Origin of the sequence: Robinsoniella sp. KNHs210 (assembly GCF_000686105.1) — a bacterium.
GTDB lineage: Bacteria > Bacillota > Clostridia > Lachnospirales > Lachnospiraceae > Robinsoniella > Robinsoniella peoriensis.
The window spans coordinates 1670855-1688849 of record NZ_JMLZ01000001.1; the positions used below are offsets into that span (position 1 = coordinate 1670855).

The following is a 17995-nucleotide window of genomic DNA, read 5'->3' on the forward strand; positions in this document are numbered from 1 at the left end:
AAAAATAAAAGTGCCGGTTTACCTTATTGGTAAAACCGGCAAGTAATCTTTATTTCTATTTTTATTATTTTGTTTCAAAAAGTACCGCCTGACTTGATATTCTGAGCTATCTGTTCAAACCGGAAATCATGATGCCGGTCTGCTTCCGCAACGCCGCGGAACAGACGTGCCATATCATAAAATCCCTCTTTTCTTGCTGTATCTGCATACTCTTTATACCTCTGTGCCCAGTCAAAGTACTCTGTATGATAAGTATCCGCTACATTTTCATAAGTACCCGGTACTGCTCCCATATTCAGCTGCTCTAACCAGAGTCTGGCATTTTTCAGTTCATCATCGGCTGTCTCTGAAAAAGCCCCGCTGATATCCTGATATCCATCTGCTTTTGCTATCTCACTGTATATTCTGTATTTTGAACTGTTCTTTAGTTTCTCTTCATAAGCAGTCTGAAGATTTTTATATGTTTGGCTTTCTATAAATTCCATAATATCCGCCCAAATAATGATTTATAACATTGTATGTATTATTTATAACTTATTTACTAATATATACAAAATTACAAAAAATTTATTCACCCCTAAACTGTCGGACGATTTCAATCATATTCAGGTAACCTTCTGTGGGCACATAGTCCGGAATGGAATTTCCTGTTCCAGCGGCTATTCCGCCATGTCCTTTACACTGTTTCAAAATATCTGTTATATATTCTCTCATCTCTTCTTTGGAGGCATGACAAATTATATCCACATCAAATCCTCCGAAGTTCCCGATTCTGTTCCCGTAACGCTTTACCCATTCCGGGAATGGTGCGATCTGGTCTTCGTTGGAATGCTTTGCATCGATTCCTATTTTATCAATTATATCATCCATAACGGAAAATATACTGCCGCAGGAATGTAATAAAAATGGCTTATTGTATGAATGCACCAGATCCACAATTGGCTTATAGCGCGGCAGTATCAAGCCTTTGATATCATCAGAGGATAATAACGTATTACTCTTATAACCCAGATCATCTCCAAAACGGAGTACACAATAGATATCTCCAAATTCCTTCATAAACCGCGTCCATATTTTATAATTGGTCTCTCCCACTTTTTGGAACAATTCACGGTAAAGTTCTTCATCATCAGCCGCTATATAGCACAATTCCTGAAAGCCTGTCACTTCCTGGACGCATTCGAAAATGCCATTTCCCACACCGCCGATTGCTTTCATCCCTTCCGGCATGCATTTTCTTAATGCTTGAAAGTACCTGCTGTTCTTCTTAAAATAATATTCCGGTATCTCATCCCAGGGATAATGGTCAAAGTCATCCCGGTCCTTAATAACCGGATCGACCCGGCTGTCACCAAGGGCACCGCTTCCAGGCATAACAGTACCAATGCACTCTTCGAAAGTTACTACATCATACCCATATTTTTTGAAAAAGCTGCAATACGTGGCAAAAAACTCTTCTACATCTTTGTCATCTCCTTTATAAAGCCCTTCCATATCTTTTCCCATAATTTCTCCTATTTTTTTATAAGATACATTATGTTCATATAAAGGCAGCCTGTCTGCCTCCTGATTTTTGGCAGCCTGAACAACATATTGGTAATTAGGTTGAAATTCCATGTATTTCTCCTCTCTGTTTTTTGTTTTTGTTTATTTATACAACATGCATAATTAATTTTTGTTTTACACTATTACATTATTGACTATTTACAATATTCATTATATGATTATTAAAAAAATAATGCAATCAGTTACATACACTGTACAAAATTAAAGGTCGTAAAGGAGAAGATTTATAGTGGAACCAACGAACTGGAAAGATGAATATTTTAAATCCGATGTACGTACTGTTCTGGCAGAGGAACAGCTGCAGATACCCGGGCTTCGGATTCTTGCAAAACACACTTTAAGAAATGCCATTCCGCCTCTTAACTGGCATTACCATGAAAATGCCTTTGAAATTACCATGTGTACAAAGGGCGCACTTTCTTTTTCCAGTACTGATTCCAATTATAAAATCTCCGGAGGCGATGTTTTTATTACCACCCCAAACGAAATTCACAGTACCGATGAAGTTCCACTGTCCCTGGGGGAAGTATACTGGTTCCAGTTAGAAATCAGTGATCCCTCGCGATTTTTATTTTTGGAACCAGGCGCAGCCGAATCACTTATCGCCGGACTTAACGAAATTTCTCACCACGTTGTGAAAATAAATGCGAAGGAATCCGAGTACCTGACGCAAGCTTTTTATTTTGCGCAGACAGAAGGAAACCCATATGTAGTGGCTAGTTTCATCAACTTGTTTTTACATATTCTCATACTTGCTTCACAAAAAACAAAATTTCAGCTTACTCCGGATATCGGGAGATCCTTAAATTATATTATGGATCATCTGACAGTGGAGATTTCCCTGGATGAGCTTGCTGCTCAGTGTCTTCTTTCAATCTCTCAATATAAACAAAAGTTTAAAAAACAGATTGGCATCTCTCCCCGAAACTTTATTAACCAGCAGAAAATAGAACTTGCCAAGTCTATGCTATTAGACGATAATTCCATTACTGATACTGCCATGGGTCTGGGGTTTAATACCAGCAGCTATTTTGCTACGGTGTTTAAACGTTATACATTTTATACTCCTACTGAATTTTTAGCAAATCATAAGAAAAAACCGGATATAGATTGAATCAGTTAAGGCTGCCACATTTGCGGCAGCCTTCTTTATCAAATTCAGTTTATCATAGCTCTTCTAAAAAACCGTATATTAATTTAAATTATACAATTGAAAGGCCTGCACTTGCATAACCAACTACGGAATTCACTAATGTCAATCCGGTAGCGGATGCTGAAAATACAAGCAGCAATCTTGTCTGCGCAGTGACTGCAATATTTAATCCGGTTGTGATACCATTACTGATATTTCCAATGGATATAAGTCCGGTTAATGCCGGAGCCAGAGTCACGATTGCACCTGGTATAGGTGAAAAGATATTGTTCGGTGTAACAGACTGGTACAACTGTGCCTGGATGGTAACGGTACTGCCAACCAGAGTAAGTGCCAGGGTGGTACTGAAATATGCGCTCAATGCAGTTATTGTTCCTGCTCTTGGAACAGAAAATGCAAAGTTGGTCAATGTGCCAGCAGCATTTGTTAAATCAATTGTCGTACCTAATATTCCTACGGAAGGTGCTGATGATCCAAATCCAATCAGACTTGGGATACCTACCAGTCCTCCTGCAATAGTAGTCATTGTAATCGGGATGCCGGATGAAAATGGGATGATAGCTCCACCGCCATTTAAGCCTGCTGCTCCGGTAGCCCCTGTGGGACCTGTAGCTCCGGTTGGGCCTGTAGCTCCGGTTGGACCTGTAGCTCCATTCGCTCCGGTATTTCCCGTGGCTCCTGTTGGACCTGTGGCTCCATCCGCTCCGGTATTTCCTGTGGCTCCCGTGGCTCCCGTTGGGCCTGCCACTCCGTCAGCCCCAGTGTTTCCGGTTGCTCCGGTTGGACCTGTAGCTCCATTCGCTCCAGTATTTCCCGTCGCTCCTGTGGGTCCTACTGCTCCATCCGCTCCAGTATTTCCTGTCGCTCCGGTGGCTCCTGTCGGACCTGCTGCTCCGTCAGCTCCGGTATTTCCCGTCGCTCCTGTGGGACCCGTCACTCCGATTGCTCCGGTATTTCCTGTTGCTCCTGTGGGACCTGTAGCTCCGTCAGCTCCGGTGTTACCCGTTGCCCCTGTGGCTCCCGTTGGACCTGCTTCTCCGTCAGCTCCGGTATTTCCCGTTGCTCCGGTCGGGCCAGTCGCTCCGGCTGCTCCCGTATTTCCCGTTGCCCCTGTGGCTCCGGCGGGACCTGCGGCTCCAGTTGCTCCGGTGTTTCCCGTCGCCCCTGTCGGGCCGGTTACTCCGGTTGCTCCGGCTGTTCCTGTGGCTCCTGTTGGGCCTGTAGCTCCGGCTGCTCCCGTGTTTCCTGTCGCTCCTGTGGCTCCCGTTGGACCTGCCTCTCCGTCAGCTCCGGTGTTTCCTGTTGCTCCTGTCGGGCCGGTTACTCCGGTTGCTCCAGCTGTTCCTGTGGCTCCGGTTGGGCCTGTAGCTCCGGCTGCTCCCGTGTTTCCCGTCGCTCCAGTGGCTCCCGTTGGGCCTGCCTCTCCGTCTGCTCCGGTGTTTCCTGTTGCTCCTGTCGGGCCGGTTACTCCGGTTGCTCCAGCTGTTCCTGTGGCTCCGGTTGGGCCTGTAGCTCCGGCTGCTCCCGTGTTTCCCGTCGCTCCTGTGGCTCCGGCGGGACCTGCTGCTCCATTCGCTCCGGTATTTCCCGTTGCTCCTGTAGGACCTGTGGCTCCATTCGCTCCGGCTGCTCCCGTGGCTCCCGTTGGACCTGTCACACCATTGGCTCCTGTATTTCCTGTCGCACCGGTGGCTCCGGTTGGACCGGCTGCTCCGGCGGCACCTGTGGCTCCTGTTGCTCCGGTTGGACCCGTTACTCCATTTGCACCTGTGGCACCTGTTACTCCGGTAGGACCTGTCACCCCGTTAGCTCCGGTATTTCCTGTTGCTCCTGTGGGGCCTGTTGGACCTGCCGCTCCGGCTGCTCCGGTATTTCCCGTGGCTCCGGTTGGGCCTGTGGCTCCCGTGGCTCCGGTAGCTCCCGTTGGGCCTGTTGGTCCTGTAGGTCCTGTAATTCCGCTGTTTCCTGTACAACCTGTACAGCAATGAGGCTTACAGGTTAATCTGATCGTCTCGCATGCTTCCACATCATTTGGTTGTTGATCGCTGCCACAATTATCATGGCAGCCATAACGACTCTCAAAATCATTCGACATTATATTCTTCCTCCACTCTGAAATAAATTTTAGTTTCGTTTCCCAAAAAACTCCTTGTTACTTAAATAGGAGGGATGATTTGGTCTCACTTTTCCCGCAGACTCATTATACATCACCGCCTTTTCATTATCGCCAAGCGCATAAAAGCATACGCACAGCTGAATAAACGGGATGAAATCATAACAATCTGTTTGTACAAAAGTCCCTTTGTCATCCACTCTTTTACAAGACAGCGCCAACCTATACCAGTAAACCGCTAACTGATATTGTTTTAGATCCAGAAAATGCTTGCCAATATCGCAGCACACTTCCGCTCTTGGCTCATCATATTCAAAACTTCTGAAATAACAAGACAGCGCTTCTTCCGGCTTCCCCAGCTGATAGTCACAATATCCCATAAACTGACAAGCCGAAATATTATTTTCAATCCACCCCTGCTTCCCATCCAGAAATTCTTTGAATTGTCCATAGGACTCTTCATATTTTCCATGGTAATAGAGTTCCCTCGCATAGTAAAACTGTTCTCTAGGTACTAAAACTTCGCCATTATTAACCATATTTTGAAAAATCCTCAGATTTCTCATAGGGTCTGCCACTTTTAACTTTCTGTGTGAAATTGCAATATCGCTATATTCAATCAAACCAGATGGAGATATAGCTTCATGAATGGCTCCTTTCCATTGAAAGGAATCAGAACGACGCAATAGTCTTTCTCGATAATATGTGAAGATAGGTTTACCATCCTCATCAAATGCAGTATTATATTTCATCATCACAACAGAAACAGTTGGATTCAGGTTTTTCTTCAGCTCCAGGAGCTTATCCTGATCCTCCTGCAACAGTACATCATCTGCATCCAGCCACATACAATATTCGCATGAAGCTTTTGAAAAAGAATAATTTCTGGCTTTCGAAAAATCATCGCACCATTCAAAATCATACACCTGCTCCGTAAATTTCTTTGCAATTTCTTTTGTAGCATCTGTTGAACCGGTATCTACGATGATGAGTTCATCAGCAATTTCTCTTACCGTAGATAAGCATCTTTCCAGAACACATTCCTCATTTTTAACAATCATACATACACTTATCGTGACCATTTGCATTTCCTCCTTTTTTAAAATATGCTTCTACCCGCAAAGAAGGAACAAATTGGTCATGTCAAAAAATCTACTATTTAATACATTTTTCAACAAAAATCCAGAATTCTATTGTATAATACAAATTATGCGCTGATTTATAACCCTGCTTTTTAAACGCAGCAGTAATTTTAAAACAGGCTCTAAGATTATCTCAGCCAAATGAAAGTGAAATCATCATTAGAATATAACAAGGGAGGGAGTCACATTCATATTTCAAAATCTGCCGGCTTTATGGATAGCAAAGATGATCCTATCGCCTACAATGATTTAAATCAGAAAGTAAAAGTTTTAATAAGAAATATCTTTGAAGAAACATTCAAACCTCTTGGTTTCAGACGGAATGGACAGAATTTCAGATTATATCAGGACAACGGTTTATGTAAAATCGTTAATTTCCAGAAATACAGATATCATCATAACCAGAACTGTAGTTTTACCGTTAATATTGGTTTATATTTTGAAAAAAATATGGTAATCCAAAACAAAAATTTTTGTGAATCCCAATGCCAGATTAAAATACGGCCATATCACGAATTCTATGGAGAAGAAAAATGGTGGTCTGTTAATGACGATCATAATTTTGATCAGTTTACAAATGAGGTCCGTTCCTTTTTGGAAAATCGTGCTCTGCCCTGGCTGAATGAATTTGAAAAAAAGGAAGATGTAATTGCAGAAATGCTAGACAAGAAAGCTATAGAAAAATATAATTATTATCTGCTGCATTATGACAATGCCTGTTTGCTGGCAGAATGCGGCTACCAGGCACAACTATATCCCTTACTCCTGGAAAATCAGGAAAATAATAATACTCCGGAGATGGAAGAACTCATCCGGCATATTAAAAATACTTTATAGCTGTCTTATATCAGGATACAGATAATTCCGCCCGTCTAATCAGATTGCATTGATCAGGCCCGGCGGAATTATTCTATTCAATATTTAACTTAATACAAAAGAGCACCGTTTTCCGAATCCTCTTTGTGTGACGCGTTACCCCTTCACTGCGCCAATAGCAATCCCCTTTGCAAAATATTTCTGCAAAAATGGATAACAGCACAAAATAGGTACCATCGCTACAAATGCAATTGCCATACGAACCGAAGCTGAAGGAATATTAGCTGCCGCTACTGACCCCCCGCCAGACATGCCGCTTGACAGTACTTTTATATCGGTTATCATCTTATTCAATAAATTCTGGATGCCATAAAGATTTGTATCCCGGACATAGTACAAGCCGTTTGTCCAGTCATTCCAATACCCCAAACCTGCAAACAGTCCCATCGCAACCAGAATTGGTTTGCCAAGTGGAAGCACAATTGTCCCAAAAATACGAAACTGACTGGCACCGTCTATTTGAGCCGCTTCAAACAGCGCATCCGGAATGCTGTTTGCAAAAAAGGTACGTATAAGCAGCACATTCATGGCACTCATGAGAAATCCCGGCATAATATAAGCCCAAATTGTATTATTAATATGGAATGTTCCCGACCACATTAGATAACTTGGTACTAATCCACCATTGAACAGCATGGTGAAAAATACATAAAATGTAATTACTCTCTTAAATGGCAGATTCTTCAGGGATAACGGATATGCTAAAAGTGCACTGAGCAAAGTGTTTCCCACCGTTCCGATCACTGTAACCAGAATCGTAATACCATATGCCCGAAAAACGCCGGCTGCATTTTTTAAGATATAACCATAGGCTTCCAGGCTGACCTCCTTTGGAAAAAAAGAATAACCATCCCGGATTAATGCGTTTTCCGAGGTAATGGAGGACATAAACAATAAAATAAACGGTATAATGATCAGGATTGTCACGATTGCCATGACCGTATTTGCCAAAACCTGAAATCTTAGGCTGCTTTTACTCTGTATCATTGATCAATTCCTCCTTAAAACAGTGCATTTTCTTTACTAAACCTGCGAACTGCCATATTAGCGGTCAGTACCAGGATAAATCCAATCACGGACTGATAGAATCCGGCAGCAGAAGCCATGCCGATATTTCCAACCTGAAGTAATCCCCGGTAAACATAAGTGTCAATAACATTGGTGGTGCTGTACAACTGACCGGAATTCTGGGTTACCTGATAGAACAGTCCGAAATCTGCATAGAAAATTCTACCAATGTTAAGCAAAGTTAATGTAATGATACTGGGGGCAATACTTGGCAGCGTAATATATTTGATCTGCTCCCATTTACTGGCTCCATCCAGTTCTGCCGCTTCGTAAAAAGCCGGATCTATCCCGGTAATACTGGAAATATAAATCAGGCATCCATAGCCTACACCCTTCCAGCAATTGACAATTACTAGAATAACAGGCCAATATTTAGGCTCCTGATACCAGGCAACCGGTTCTTTGCCCAGCGCCGGAAGAATTGTATTATTCATTAATCCATTATCCGCGCTGAAAAATGCAAATGTAATATAACTCACGATAACGATTGACATCAGAAATGGCAGCAGGATTGCACTTTGGTATACCGTCTTCAGCTTTTTATTTCGCACATCACAGATAAATATTGCAAATATGATACCCAAAACTGTATTCAGTGTTATAAAAACCATATTATACAGAAGGGTATTCCTGGTTATCGCAAATGCATCCTTTAACAGGTATTCAAAGTTTTTAAAGCCTACCCAGGGGCTTCCAAATATGCCGTCTACTACATTAAAATTTTTAAAAGCTACCACAAGGCCCGCCATTGGCACATAATTATTGATGAACAGATAGATCAGACCCGGCGCCATCATTAAGAACAGCGGAAACCACTTTTTTATCTGATACTTTTTTGCAGTCATTTTACAGCCTCCTATCCCAATCTCCGGTTTATTTCTGATCACTTAACCATTTGTCAAACTGTTCCTGTTTTTCCGCGATTACTTTATCTATTCCTGCGTCTTTCAGTGCCTGGATAAATTCTGGCAATGTTTTTTCCGGATCTACCGTACCGGAACCCAGAGCAGAGATATACTGGGATTTTACGTTGCTGAGTGCTGATATTTCATTACTCACTCCGGAAGGATCATAGGTAAATCCAAAAGCTTTTGATTTCAGTGCCTTATCATTCATTTCTTTCGTTTCTTTCCAGACATCCGGGTCATCCCCCTCCCAGATATACATATCGAACTGATTAAATAACTGCCATCCTTCATTTAAGTGATAGGCTGCATTTTCACTGGTTACCCCTTCCGGATAGGTAATAATCCCCTTTTCCTCATCGGCAACTACATAGTCTTTGCCCTCTTCTCCCCAGTTCAGTAAGTTCAGAATATCTGTATTTCCATAAATGTAATCCAGGCACTGCATGGTTTTTGCCGGATCTTTCGTTGCATTGCTGATTCCATAGGTAATCCAGGATACGGAACCGCTGAACAGCTCTCCAATAGGAACAATTTCCATGTCATAATTACAAAGTGCTTTTGCCCTCTGGTCATATCCCGGTTTGGTCGGACTGAAATAAGAGAAAGCAGAACCAGCCTTGACCTGTGCCTCATTCCCGTCGGTGGTGGTTGCCCCATCCGGTGAAATATATCCTTTTTGCTGCCAGTCATGAAGTTTTAATATCAGATTTTTATAAGTATCCGTTTCATAATAGTTTACTACTTCCGTACTCTGCCCGCTGTCCATTAACACACCATAGCCATCTGTCAGTGGATCCATTACTTCATATTTCACATCCGGTGTGGTTCCATTACAGCTTGCAATCATATACATATCCGGATTTGCTTCTTTTACTTTTGCATAAACAGCATCCAGATCTTCGTATGACTTAATTGCTGAAGAATCAATACCAAGCTCATCTATAATGTCCTTACGCATTACCACCGCACTTTGGGTAAACCATTCTCTTGCTGTTGTAACACCATATACATAGCCATTAATATTAGATGCTTTTACTACTTCTTCTCCAAGAATCTTTTTCATATTTGTACCATACTGGTCTATTAATTCATTCATATCAATTACCTGTTTTGCATTTACCACAGAACTTGCCTGATCTATAAGCACCGGTACAATATCCATCTTTTCCCCTCCGGAAAGTACCAGTTTTAATGTCTCAGCATAAGAACCCCAGCTGATTGGGGCCAGTTCAATTTCCATATTGATGTCTTTACGCATAATTTCGTTCACGGCATTTTGAATTCTGTCTGTATCCGGCTGCTTATCTCCGATATATGCCAGTGTCACCTTATAAGTTTCACTGTCTCCCGCGCTTCCTTTGTCTTCTTTTTTCCCACATCCGGAAGCTCCTGTGAGCAACAAAACCCCCGCCAACAATATTGATAATAATCTTTTTTTCATTTCCTTCCACCTCTCGTTTTTATTCATTTGATATCCCCGTCGCTTGCTGTGGGGTAATTGACTTGATGAGGCAATTATATATATTTTCCTATGTGAAATATATCATAATCAGGACATTTTTCTAACAAAAACTAGACACAAATTCAAAACATCTCTATTTTTTGCTATACAGAACCCATGCTTCCTTATATAATCTAATCACAGACCCGGAACGGGTAATACAAAAACTACTGGAGATCAACCTATGAAAAGAACAAAAAGTGCCAGACACCAGCATTCAATCAGTTATTATTTCCGAATTGTACTGCTTTGCTTTATCCCTGTCTTCATTCTTTACTTTATTGTCAGCAGTATCATTATCTCCGTCCTGCACAAACAGACCATGTCCTTTATCGAGACATCCGCTTCTTATTATACAGAGGAAATGAATACGTCTCAGGCGGCCATCAATTTATTCTTAATCGATTATGTATCAAATAAACTGTCCGAACATGTTGATTTTGAAAACCGAAATACCGTCTCCTACATTCAGGATGTCAAATCTATTCAGGCAGATGTCAAACAACTCCGTGACTATTATGGAACCCAATATAATTATTTTGTATATGACCGCAATGCAGATTATTTTTTCCCCTGTAATACCACCGGAAGCTTTTATTATAAAGACCAGAGCGAACAGATTCAGGATGAAATTTTATCGGTGATAAATACACCTGCCTCTGCGGCAGTTTCAGACCTTTGGAGCAATTACCAGGCAGGCTCTACAGTGTTCCTTATGAAATATTATCAATATAATGACTACGTAATGGGATGCTGGGTGGATGCAAAAGATTTTATAAGACCTTTCGCATCCATGAATCTGGGCCCAAAAGGTTTTATTACTTTAACAGACGAACAGGGGAATCCGGCAACGAATCAATCCCTGGTAAAAGAACAGAATATTTCCCTGACCACTCTAAACGATACGACCAAACAACTGTCACTGTTCAGCAAATACCTGATTCTTGGGTTTACCCTAAAAAAAGACCGGGTCAGCATTAAAATCATTGTAGACCAATTTGGTGCCTACGGTTCTATTTTCCTCGTTCAGATTGCAATATTTGTTTTCGTAATGATTTTGGTTGGGTTACTACTGCTAATGACCTTATATATGCGCCAGCAGGTTTTAAAGCCTATTCGCTATTTTTCTGAAAATCTGGCAGTTTATCAGGAAGATGGACCTGTTCTGGATTTTAAAAGTAATGATATTATTGAATTAGAACTGGCAAATACCCAGTTTAAAAATCTGATACGGCAAATAAAGAAGCTGAAAATTGATATCTATGAAAAAGAACTGGAACACATGCAGATTCAAATGAACTATATGCAGCTGCAAATCCGCCCTCACTTTTTCTTAAACTGCCTCAACAGCATCTACAGTATGGGACAGACTGAGTGTTACGATGAAATGAACCAGATGATTGTATCCACTTCAGACTATTTTCGTTACATCTTTCAGTGCAAAGAGGATTTTGTCCTTCTGGATCATGAATTTACCCATACCAGGGACTATCTGGAAATTCAGAAAATCCGTTATGGATCCGGGTTCTATTATCACCTGGAGCAGCAGTCGGAAACAAAAGGAATACAGATACCTCCCCTCATTATACAGACATTTATCGAAAATTCAATCAAACATACTGTAACACTGGATGAAGAAGTGCACATTTCCTTATCTGCAAAGCTATTTGAATTACCGGATAAAATTCGACTGGAAATCCTCATTACCGATACTGGCAAAGGTTTCGATCCGGAGACCCTGGAAATATTAAATAAAGAACGCAGTCTGTCAACCACAGACGGCCACCGAATCGGAATTACGAATACCATCCACCGGCTGGATATGCTCTATGAAAACCAATACAGTATCAGCTTTTCCAATCTGAAAGACGGCGGAGCATCCGTATGCCTTCTGCTGCCAGCTGACAGAGTCCATACAAGTATCCCACTCCCATCTTGACCTGCATGACCCAGCCTAAACAAAGCGTCCCCTTACTCAGCGAAACCCAAATTTAAGTTGAAGTTGTGCACAGTAGTATTAGAATATCACAAATCATTTACTCCATTTTTTTCCGATATTCATTGGGTGTACAGCCTACCAGTTCCTTAAAAACCTTTGAATAATAAGAATAATTGCTAAATCCTGTATCTAAAGCGATCACATTAATAGGAATATCTGTATTAGCCAGAAGATCTTTTCCCTTTTCCACGCGAACCTTCATAACATAGTTATTTACAGAAATTCCTGTTTTCTTCTTGAACAGTTTTCCCAGATAATCCGGATTCAGATATACAATATCAGCAAGCGTCTTCTTATTAATTTCCTGCTCATAATTTTTCTCGATATATCCGGTCACAATATCGATGACCGACTTTGATTTTTCTGCAAATCCAGCATATTCCACTGCCCTTGTGATCATGTGTTCAAAACAGCTCTGATAATCCTCAATGGAACTCAATGCCCTTTTTTCATAATATCCGCTCTTCTCATCCATAAACAGGCGGTGTCCTTGGATTTCTTTTTCCTGCAGATAAGACAAAACCAACTGTTCCACATCCCGCTTAAATTTCCAAGCCACAGTATAAGTAAAAGTTTTCTTCTGGCACTGCTCCTGAATATATTGTCGAATGGCCGTCAGAACCTGCTCCTGATTATTGTGTTTGAGAAATATTTCTATCTGGCTGATACAGGCAGGCGCATATGCCGATTCCTTTTGCAAAGCAGGCGGATATTCACTGATATTGTTTCTACAGAACAGATCTCTGGAACAGACATTGGTCAGCTCCTCAAAAGTGTCCGCACATTCCCAAATGGAAACCGGCTTACTCATACAAAAACCGGAATCGTAACCCATACACCGCCCAAGATTCTCCATTACTGATTTCAAAATCTGTTTCACCGCTTTTGATCCGCTGACTTTTTCGTCCAAACGAATAACCGCCAGGTAATAAAACATCTGCAAATCTATAAGAATCTCTGCCTTTGCCCGGTGCTGTAAAAAAACCTCACTCCATATATTCTTAAATGAGAAATCCAGTACTGCTTCCGTATACTCTGCCGTCTGATCATATCCGGGATAAATTCCTGCAAAGATAAGTATGAAAGTTTCTTCTTCCCGGTAATCCAGTTGTTTTTGTTCTACCTTACGCATGAGCAGTTCTTTTTCATCTGTTGTTTCTCTTTGCAGCAGTTCCTGCCAGAATTGTTGAACAATACTTTTTTTCGCCTTTTCCTGTTCCCGAATCTTCTTTATTGCCTTTTGGATAATTTCAGTCAGTTTCCCGTAGTTCACTGGTTTTAACAGATAATCCAGACAGTCCAGCTTAACAGCATCCTGGGCATAGTCAAATTCAGCGAAACTGGTTAATATAATCGTTTCTATAGGAAGCTTTTCATCCCGAACCCAGGCAAGCAGTTCCAGTCCGCTTCCCTGGGGCATTTCTATATCACACAGCATCAGCTGTATTGTATTTTCCTCAATCACTTTTCTCGCCTGGCGGATATTATATGCCGTGTAGACCCGTTCTACTCCCAGTTCGCGCCACATGACCTTCTTCTCCAATGCAGCCACAACGAAACGGTCATCATCTATTATCAGTACGTTCATTTATTTCATTCCTTATCTTTTCATCAATTTTCAAACAGGCTAGAGCGTGTTTTAAAATTGCTTTCTGGCAGCTGTGCGTCACAGTTTGTGGGAGATTTGTCCCGGATGAAGGGCGCGTAGCGGGCTACGTAACCTGAATTCGGGGCAAATATGCCGCAAAGTGGGGCGTGCAGATGGCAGGAATGAATTTTCAAACACGCTCTAGTACTAATACATTATAATGTAAAGGGGCAGGATAGAAAAGTGTTTCGGTGTAATTTATTAAATTAAATCTGAGAATACATAAAAGAAGACTGCTTTTACACCACGAAAAAGTAGTATAAAAGCAGTCATCAAAGACCTATCAGTCAGGCGGTGCCAAAATCTTACCATCACAATTTAAGTCGTATAAGTAGCAAAATCCTCATTTCTTATGATCCTTTTTACCCCGGCATGAAAACTGCCCTGTACCAGTATATAAACAAGATTCAGAAGCACAAATATACCCACTAAAATAAATCCATTCGTTTGAAACGGTATATAATCCCCAATCTGCAAAGAGAGAGTCCGAAGGATTGAACGCACTAACATAATCCCCGGAATCAACGTGAGTATAAAGGAAATCCGCATGATGGGTCCATAGATATTAATCAGCATTTTCCGGATTTCTTTTACCTTATACCCCATGAGGTGAAGAATCAGAATATCCCGGGTACTGTCTTGAAAATTAATATAAAGGGCAAGAAAAAGAAGAATACAGCCAACTGCACAGCCCATCACCTGATTAATAACCGCACTGCTCTTATTGGAAACAGAATCTCGTTCCAGTTTATCTATCCTTTGCGCTTTTGTTATCACATCGCCACCCAGATTCAGATCTTTCATGCTCCATATACCATTGCAGTAATCCGAAGGCTGCGACAAATGCTTTGCCAGTTCCTGTTTGGAAATATATACTGAATCTGTCGCCGCATTAAAAGCAATGCCTGATATAACTACCTCATATTTACTATTATCAAGAGATAACATAACCCTGTCTCCCACCTGAAACCCATAAATATCATTTAAGGCAGCACCAATCACCACCTCTTTTTCTCCGGGAATGGAAAGAGGTTCTTGCTCCATATCTATCAATTCAAACAGTCCGTTTCCCACCTCCACACCAATCACAGTCTGCTTTACCTTTACACTTTTATTCTCTATCACACTATCGGCAGTTAAATATGGCTGAATTTCCTGCTCCCTTTTTGCTTCTGTGTCGGGATAAGGTATTGGTTCACGAAAATGAGTATCGTATAAATAATTGTGCCCCCTCGTCAGGGACTCAAAGATTTTCTGACTGCTTAGATTTAAGGAATATCCAAGGATAAACATGACAGAAAAGCTCGTAACGGAAATAATGATTAATAGAACCGCCACCGGCTTACGAAGTGCCAGGCGAAGAGCACTTCTGTTTTTAGGGGGAAATATTTCTGCAATCATATTGGCAAACCGCAAGCCAATAGTATATTTCGATTTTTGAATTACACCTGAAAGCAGCAATCCGCTTTCTTTTCTTCTTATATAAAAATAATTACAAAAGGTAATGAGTAGAAATACTGTTAACGGAAACATCACCCCCACAAATATACTCTTTCCATCCAGTGCCTTTATTAGCCCTGCCAGCATATACGTCTGTTCACCGGCACTTATCAGAATATCAGAAGCAAAATACCCGCCACCGATACCGGTAAGACTTCCAACTGCTGTAATCGCGGCTGTAAAAATAAGAAAAATACTCCGAATCTCCCTATCTTTAAACCCAAGTGCCTTCAGGCATCCAATCTGTCTATTTTCCAGCTTAAAAAAGCGGTAATAAAACATGCTGAATACGAATCCTGTCATACATGTAAATGCTAATAATACGTTTCCTGCAAGAATCGTGTTGGAATTCAGACCGTTAAGGTACAATAACTGTTCTTTACTTAGTGAAGCCAGCCCTTTTAAAATTTTCCTGTTCCCGTCTATGGAGAAATGGACAAAAAAGTACATAAACGATGTACAAAACGTCAAAACAAGCAGTAATGCCGTATATATTTTATTTTTCAATAATTCCCTGAAAAGCTGTTTATATAATAATTTCATATGCTTCCCCATACCATTTCTTCTGCCTGAATCGGATTAGCCTGATGCCGGTCCTGATGAATTCGTCCATCTTTAATGGTTATGATGCGGTCAGCAGTTTCTGCAATCTGCAGGTTATGGGTTACAAATATCACCGTAATACCAAACGCTTTCTGTAAGCTGTGCAGTAAAGATACTACTTTTTTGCTATTGGATTCATCCAGAGATCCGGTTGCTTCATCACAGTAGAGAATATCCGGCCTTTTAATGACCGCTCTGGCAATCGCAACTCGCTGCTGCTGTCCGCCCGATAAATGTGCTGGAAATTTATCCATCAGATCATCTATTTCCAAAATCTCAGTCAATTGATGAAAATCCAATGCTTCCACATGTTTATTAATTCCTATTTCGATATTTTCCCGAACATTCAGATTGTTTAGCAACAGATAATTTTGAAATATATTTCCGGTATATAACCGTTTCCAATCGGCAAGTTCTTCTTCTGACATCACAGTAATTTCTTTTCCTTTATGGAATACCGTTCCTGTGGTAGGTTTTAGAAGTCCGGAAAGTATATTTAGCAGGGTAGATTTGCCGGATCCGCTAGGCCCAAGCAGGACATTAAAGGTATTTTCTCCTATGTCTAGTGTGATTCCATTTATTACTTTTTCCTTATCAAATGTTTTCGTAATACTGTCTGCTTTTAATATGGATGTCATATCCTGCCTCATTCTATCTTTTTATTTTCAATCTTTCATTCTTTTAAGCTTTGGTCTTTAACTTTTAACTTTTTAATTTTCTGTTCTTATAATTCTTTTAACTTTTCACTCGTTACTTTTAACCTTCTTTAACCTTTAATCTTTAATCTTTTAATCTTAATCATTAATCTTTTATCTTCTATTATTCAATTACTCTGTTATTTCTTTGCGCAGCTCTAATTGTTGATTAATATATTCCACATCTGTCTGCATTCGGAATATGCCAATAAAGCATCCGATCAGATATACTGCTATTCCCAGCAGAATCAGAACCCAGAGGGGTGTACTGCTGTACCAGCCAAAAAAATATCCAGATAAAATCAAAACAGCCAGTACATAACCGATTTCCACCGCGATTTCTACAATAAAAAACTTACTTTCAAAATGCTGTAATAATGCAAGCCCCAGATGGATGAAGATATTAGCAACTAATGTCTGGTATACACTTACAATAAATAAAAAACGCGCATGATAGAGTGTTGCAACAAAAGCAAGTAAGACCAGGGAAAGTCCGGTAGTTGCAAGACAATTTTTCATCATATTTTTCAATTGCTGTCACCTCTCCTGTAATTTTTCCCGAATGGAGCCCACATATTTTCTAGTAATATTGATCTTTTCTCCATTTGTCAATGTAGCCTCCATTTTACTGTTCAGCAGAGGACGTATACCGGTCAGCACATTCAGATTGATGATACATGCTTTGCTGACCTGCACAAATCCGGCATTCTCCAGTTCTTCCTTCAATTGATACAATCGCAATTCCGAACGGTATACTGCATCACGGCAATACACAAATGTTCTCTTATCCACACTCTCTATATAATAAATATCACCTGCATTGACCCATAATTCACTGGAATCAAAAGTACATTTTACCGTTTTGTCCACCGTCTCTATGAAAGCAGCAAGCCGTTTTACGGTCTGATTCAATCTGGCATATTTTATAAGTACCTCTATATCTTCCTGTGTTAAGTCTTCTTCTAATTTTACCTTCATATGTTTCCTCCAGTATAAAGTATTTTAAGCCATTGGCAATAGCTGTTGTACTAAAGTGCAGATATTACGTACCAACATGCAGTCGGATTCCTTTGGATTTATAAAAATATAGTAGGACGGTGGTTTTGATTTGTCAACAATAAATGCAGCACTGGTAAGCGTACTGGATGCCCCTTCTCTGTCCATAATCCGCGAAGCGGCATCCTTAATTATGATATGTTTTTTCATACTATCATATTTCATCT

General features: G+C 40.8%; 16 protein-coding genes and 2 pseudogenes. 4 read left to right on the forward strand and 14 right to left on the reverse strand.

Annotated features, from left to right (window positions below; genetic code table 11):
* Nucleotides 1–74: 74 nt before the first annotated feature.
* Entirely contained in the window at nt 75–485 is a 411-nt protein-coding gene (locus tag CD03_RS32650) for a rubrerythrin family protein (protein ID WP_052377700.1), read from the reverse strand.
* 82 nt (nt 486–567) lie between these two features.
* The gene (locus CD03_RS0106515; protein ID WP_027292948.1) at nt 568–1617 is read right to left on the reverse strand and encodes a uroporphyrinogen decarboxylase family protein; all 1050 of its coding nucleotides are present in this window, start codon (nt 1615–1617) and stop codon (nt 568–570) included.
* 178 nt (nt 1618–1795) lie between these two features.
* On the opposite strand from CD03_RS0106515, the gene CD03_RS35845 reads away from it, so the two are divergent.
* Complete coding sequence (locus CD03_RS35845; RefSeq protein WP_027292949.1) at nt 1796–2680, forward strand: AraC family transcriptional regulator; 885 nt, start codon at nt 1796–1798, stop codon at nt 2678–2680.
* Between the two features lie 88 nt (nt 2681–2768).
* Here the strand turns inward: CD03_RS35845 and CD03_RS0106525 are convergent, their stop codons facing one another.
* Nucleotides 2769–4814 carry an exosporium glycoprotein BclB-related protein gene (locus CD03_RS0106525; RefSeq protein WP_044288953.1) on the reverse strand — a complete coding sequence of 682 codons (2046 nt, stop codon included), beginning with the start codon at nt 4812–4814 and terminating at the stop codon, nt 2769–2771.
* 29 nt (nt 4815–4843) lie between these two features.
* Nucleotides 4844–5914, reverse strand: coding sequence for a glycosyltransferase (locus tag CD03_RS0106530; protein WP_027292951.1), 1071 nt, complete (start codon nt 5912–5914; stop codon nt 4844–4846).
* A gap of 273 nt (nt 5915–6187) precedes the next feature.
* Here CD03_RS0106530 and CD03_RS0106535 point away from each other — a divergent pair, with 273 nt between their 5' ends.
* On the forward strand, nt 6188–6811 hold the full coding sequence (locus tag CD03_RS0106535) for a DUF4304 domain-containing protein (RefSeq protein ID WP_027292952.1): 624 nt from the start codon (nt 6188–6190) through the stop codon (nt 6809–6811).
* Between the two features lie 135 nt (nt 6812–6946).
* Here the strand turns inward: CD03_RS0106535 and CD03_RS0106540 are convergent, their stop codons facing one another.
* From CD03_RS0106540 to CD03_RS0106550, 3 genes are read right to left on the reverse strand one after another with little or no spacing between them, the layout of a single operon-like run.
* Nucleotides 6947–7837: a carbohydrate ABC transporter permease gene (locus CD03_RS0106540; protein WP_027292953.1), complete on the reverse strand. Its 891-nt coding sequence runs from the start codon at nt 7835–7837 to the stop codon at nt 6947–6949.
* Between the two features lie 14 nt (nt 7838–7851).
* Nucleotides 7852–8763, reverse strand: a complete 912-nt coding sequence (locus tag CD03_RS0106545; RefSeq protein WP_027292954.1) for an ABC transporter permease — start codon at nt 8761–8763, stop codon at nt 7852–7854.
* Between the two features lie 28 nt (nt 8764–8791).
* Entirely contained in the window at nt 8792–10267 is a 1476-nt protein-coding gene (locus CD03_RS0106550; protein WP_027292955.1) for an ABC transporter substrate-binding protein, read from the reverse strand.
* 244 nt (nt 10268–10511) lie between these two features.
* On the opposite strand from CD03_RS0106550, the gene CD03_RS35850 reads away from it, so the two are divergent.
* On the forward strand, nt 10512–12266 hold the full coding sequence (locus tag CD03_RS35850) for a sensor histidine kinase (RefSeq protein WP_052377701.1): 1755 nt from the start codon (nt 10512–10514) through the stop codon (nt 12264–12266).
* A gap of 97 nt (nt 12267–12363) precedes the next feature.
* Here CD03_RS35850 and CD03_RS0106560 read toward each other — a convergent pair whose 3' ends face one another.
* The gene (locus CD03_RS0106560; protein WP_027292956.1) at nt 12364–13914 is read right to left on the reverse strand and encodes a response regulator transcription factor; all 1551 of its coding nucleotides are present in this window, start codon (nt 13912–13914) and stop codon (nt 12364–12366) included.
* Nucleotides 13915–13937: 23 nt separating this feature from the next.
* Nucleotides 13938–14048, reverse strand: a pseudogene (locus CD03_RS39385) (DUF6783 domain-containing protein); the annotation flags it as partial.
* Between CD03_RS39385 and CD03_RS39390 the strand changes: the two are divergent.
* A pseudogene (locus CD03_RS39390) lies at nt 14025–14135 on the forward strand (DUF6783 domain-containing protein); the annotation flags it as partial. The pseudogenes CD03_RS39385 and CD03_RS39390 overlap by 24 nt on opposite strands.
* Before the next feature lie 157 nt (nt 14136–14292).
* Here CD03_RS39390 and CD03_RS0106565 read toward each other — a convergent pair.
* The 5 genes from CD03_RS0106565 to CD03_RS0106585 all read right to left on the reverse strand — a co-directional run bounded on the left by CD03_RS0106565 (nt 14293) and on the right by CD03_RS0106585 (nt 17936).
* Nucleotides 14293–16017: an ABC transporter permease gene (locus CD03_RS0106565; RefSeq protein ID WP_161597331.1), complete on the reverse strand. Its 1725-nt coding sequence runs from the start codon at nt 16015–16017 to the stop codon at nt 14293–14295.
* Nucleotides 16014–16715 carry an ABC transporter ATP-binding protein gene (locus CD03_RS0106570; protein ID WP_027292958.1) on the reverse strand — a complete coding sequence of 234 codons (702 nt, stop codon included), beginning with the start codon at nt 16713–16715 and terminating at the stop codon, nt 16014–16016. The genes CD03_RS0106565 and CD03_RS0106570 overlap by 4 nt, the downstream gene beginning before the upstream one ends.
* A 189-nt stretch (nt 16716–16904) precedes the next feature.
* Nucleotides 16905–17303 carry a hypothetical protein gene (locus tag CD03_RS0106575; protein ID WP_027292959.1) on the reverse strand — a complete coding sequence of 133 codons (399 nt, stop codon included), beginning with the start codon at nt 17301–17303 and terminating at the stop codon, nt 16905–16907.
* Nucleotides 17304–17309: 6 nt separating this feature from the next.
* The gene (locus CD03_RS0106580) at nt 17310–17750 is read right to left on the reverse strand and encodes a LytTR family DNA-binding domain-containing protein (RefSeq protein ID WP_027292960.1); all 441 of its coding nucleotides are present in this window, start codon (nt 17748–17750) and stop codon (nt 17310–17312) included.
* Nucleotides 17751–17774: 24 nt separating this feature from the next.
* The gene (locus CD03_RS0106585; protein ID WP_156042799.1) at nt 17775–17936 is read right to left on the reverse strand and encodes a hypothetical protein; all 162 of its coding nucleotides are present in this window, start codon (nt 17934–17936) and stop codon (nt 17775–17777) included.
* Nucleotides 17937–17995: the final 59 nt, after the last annotated feature.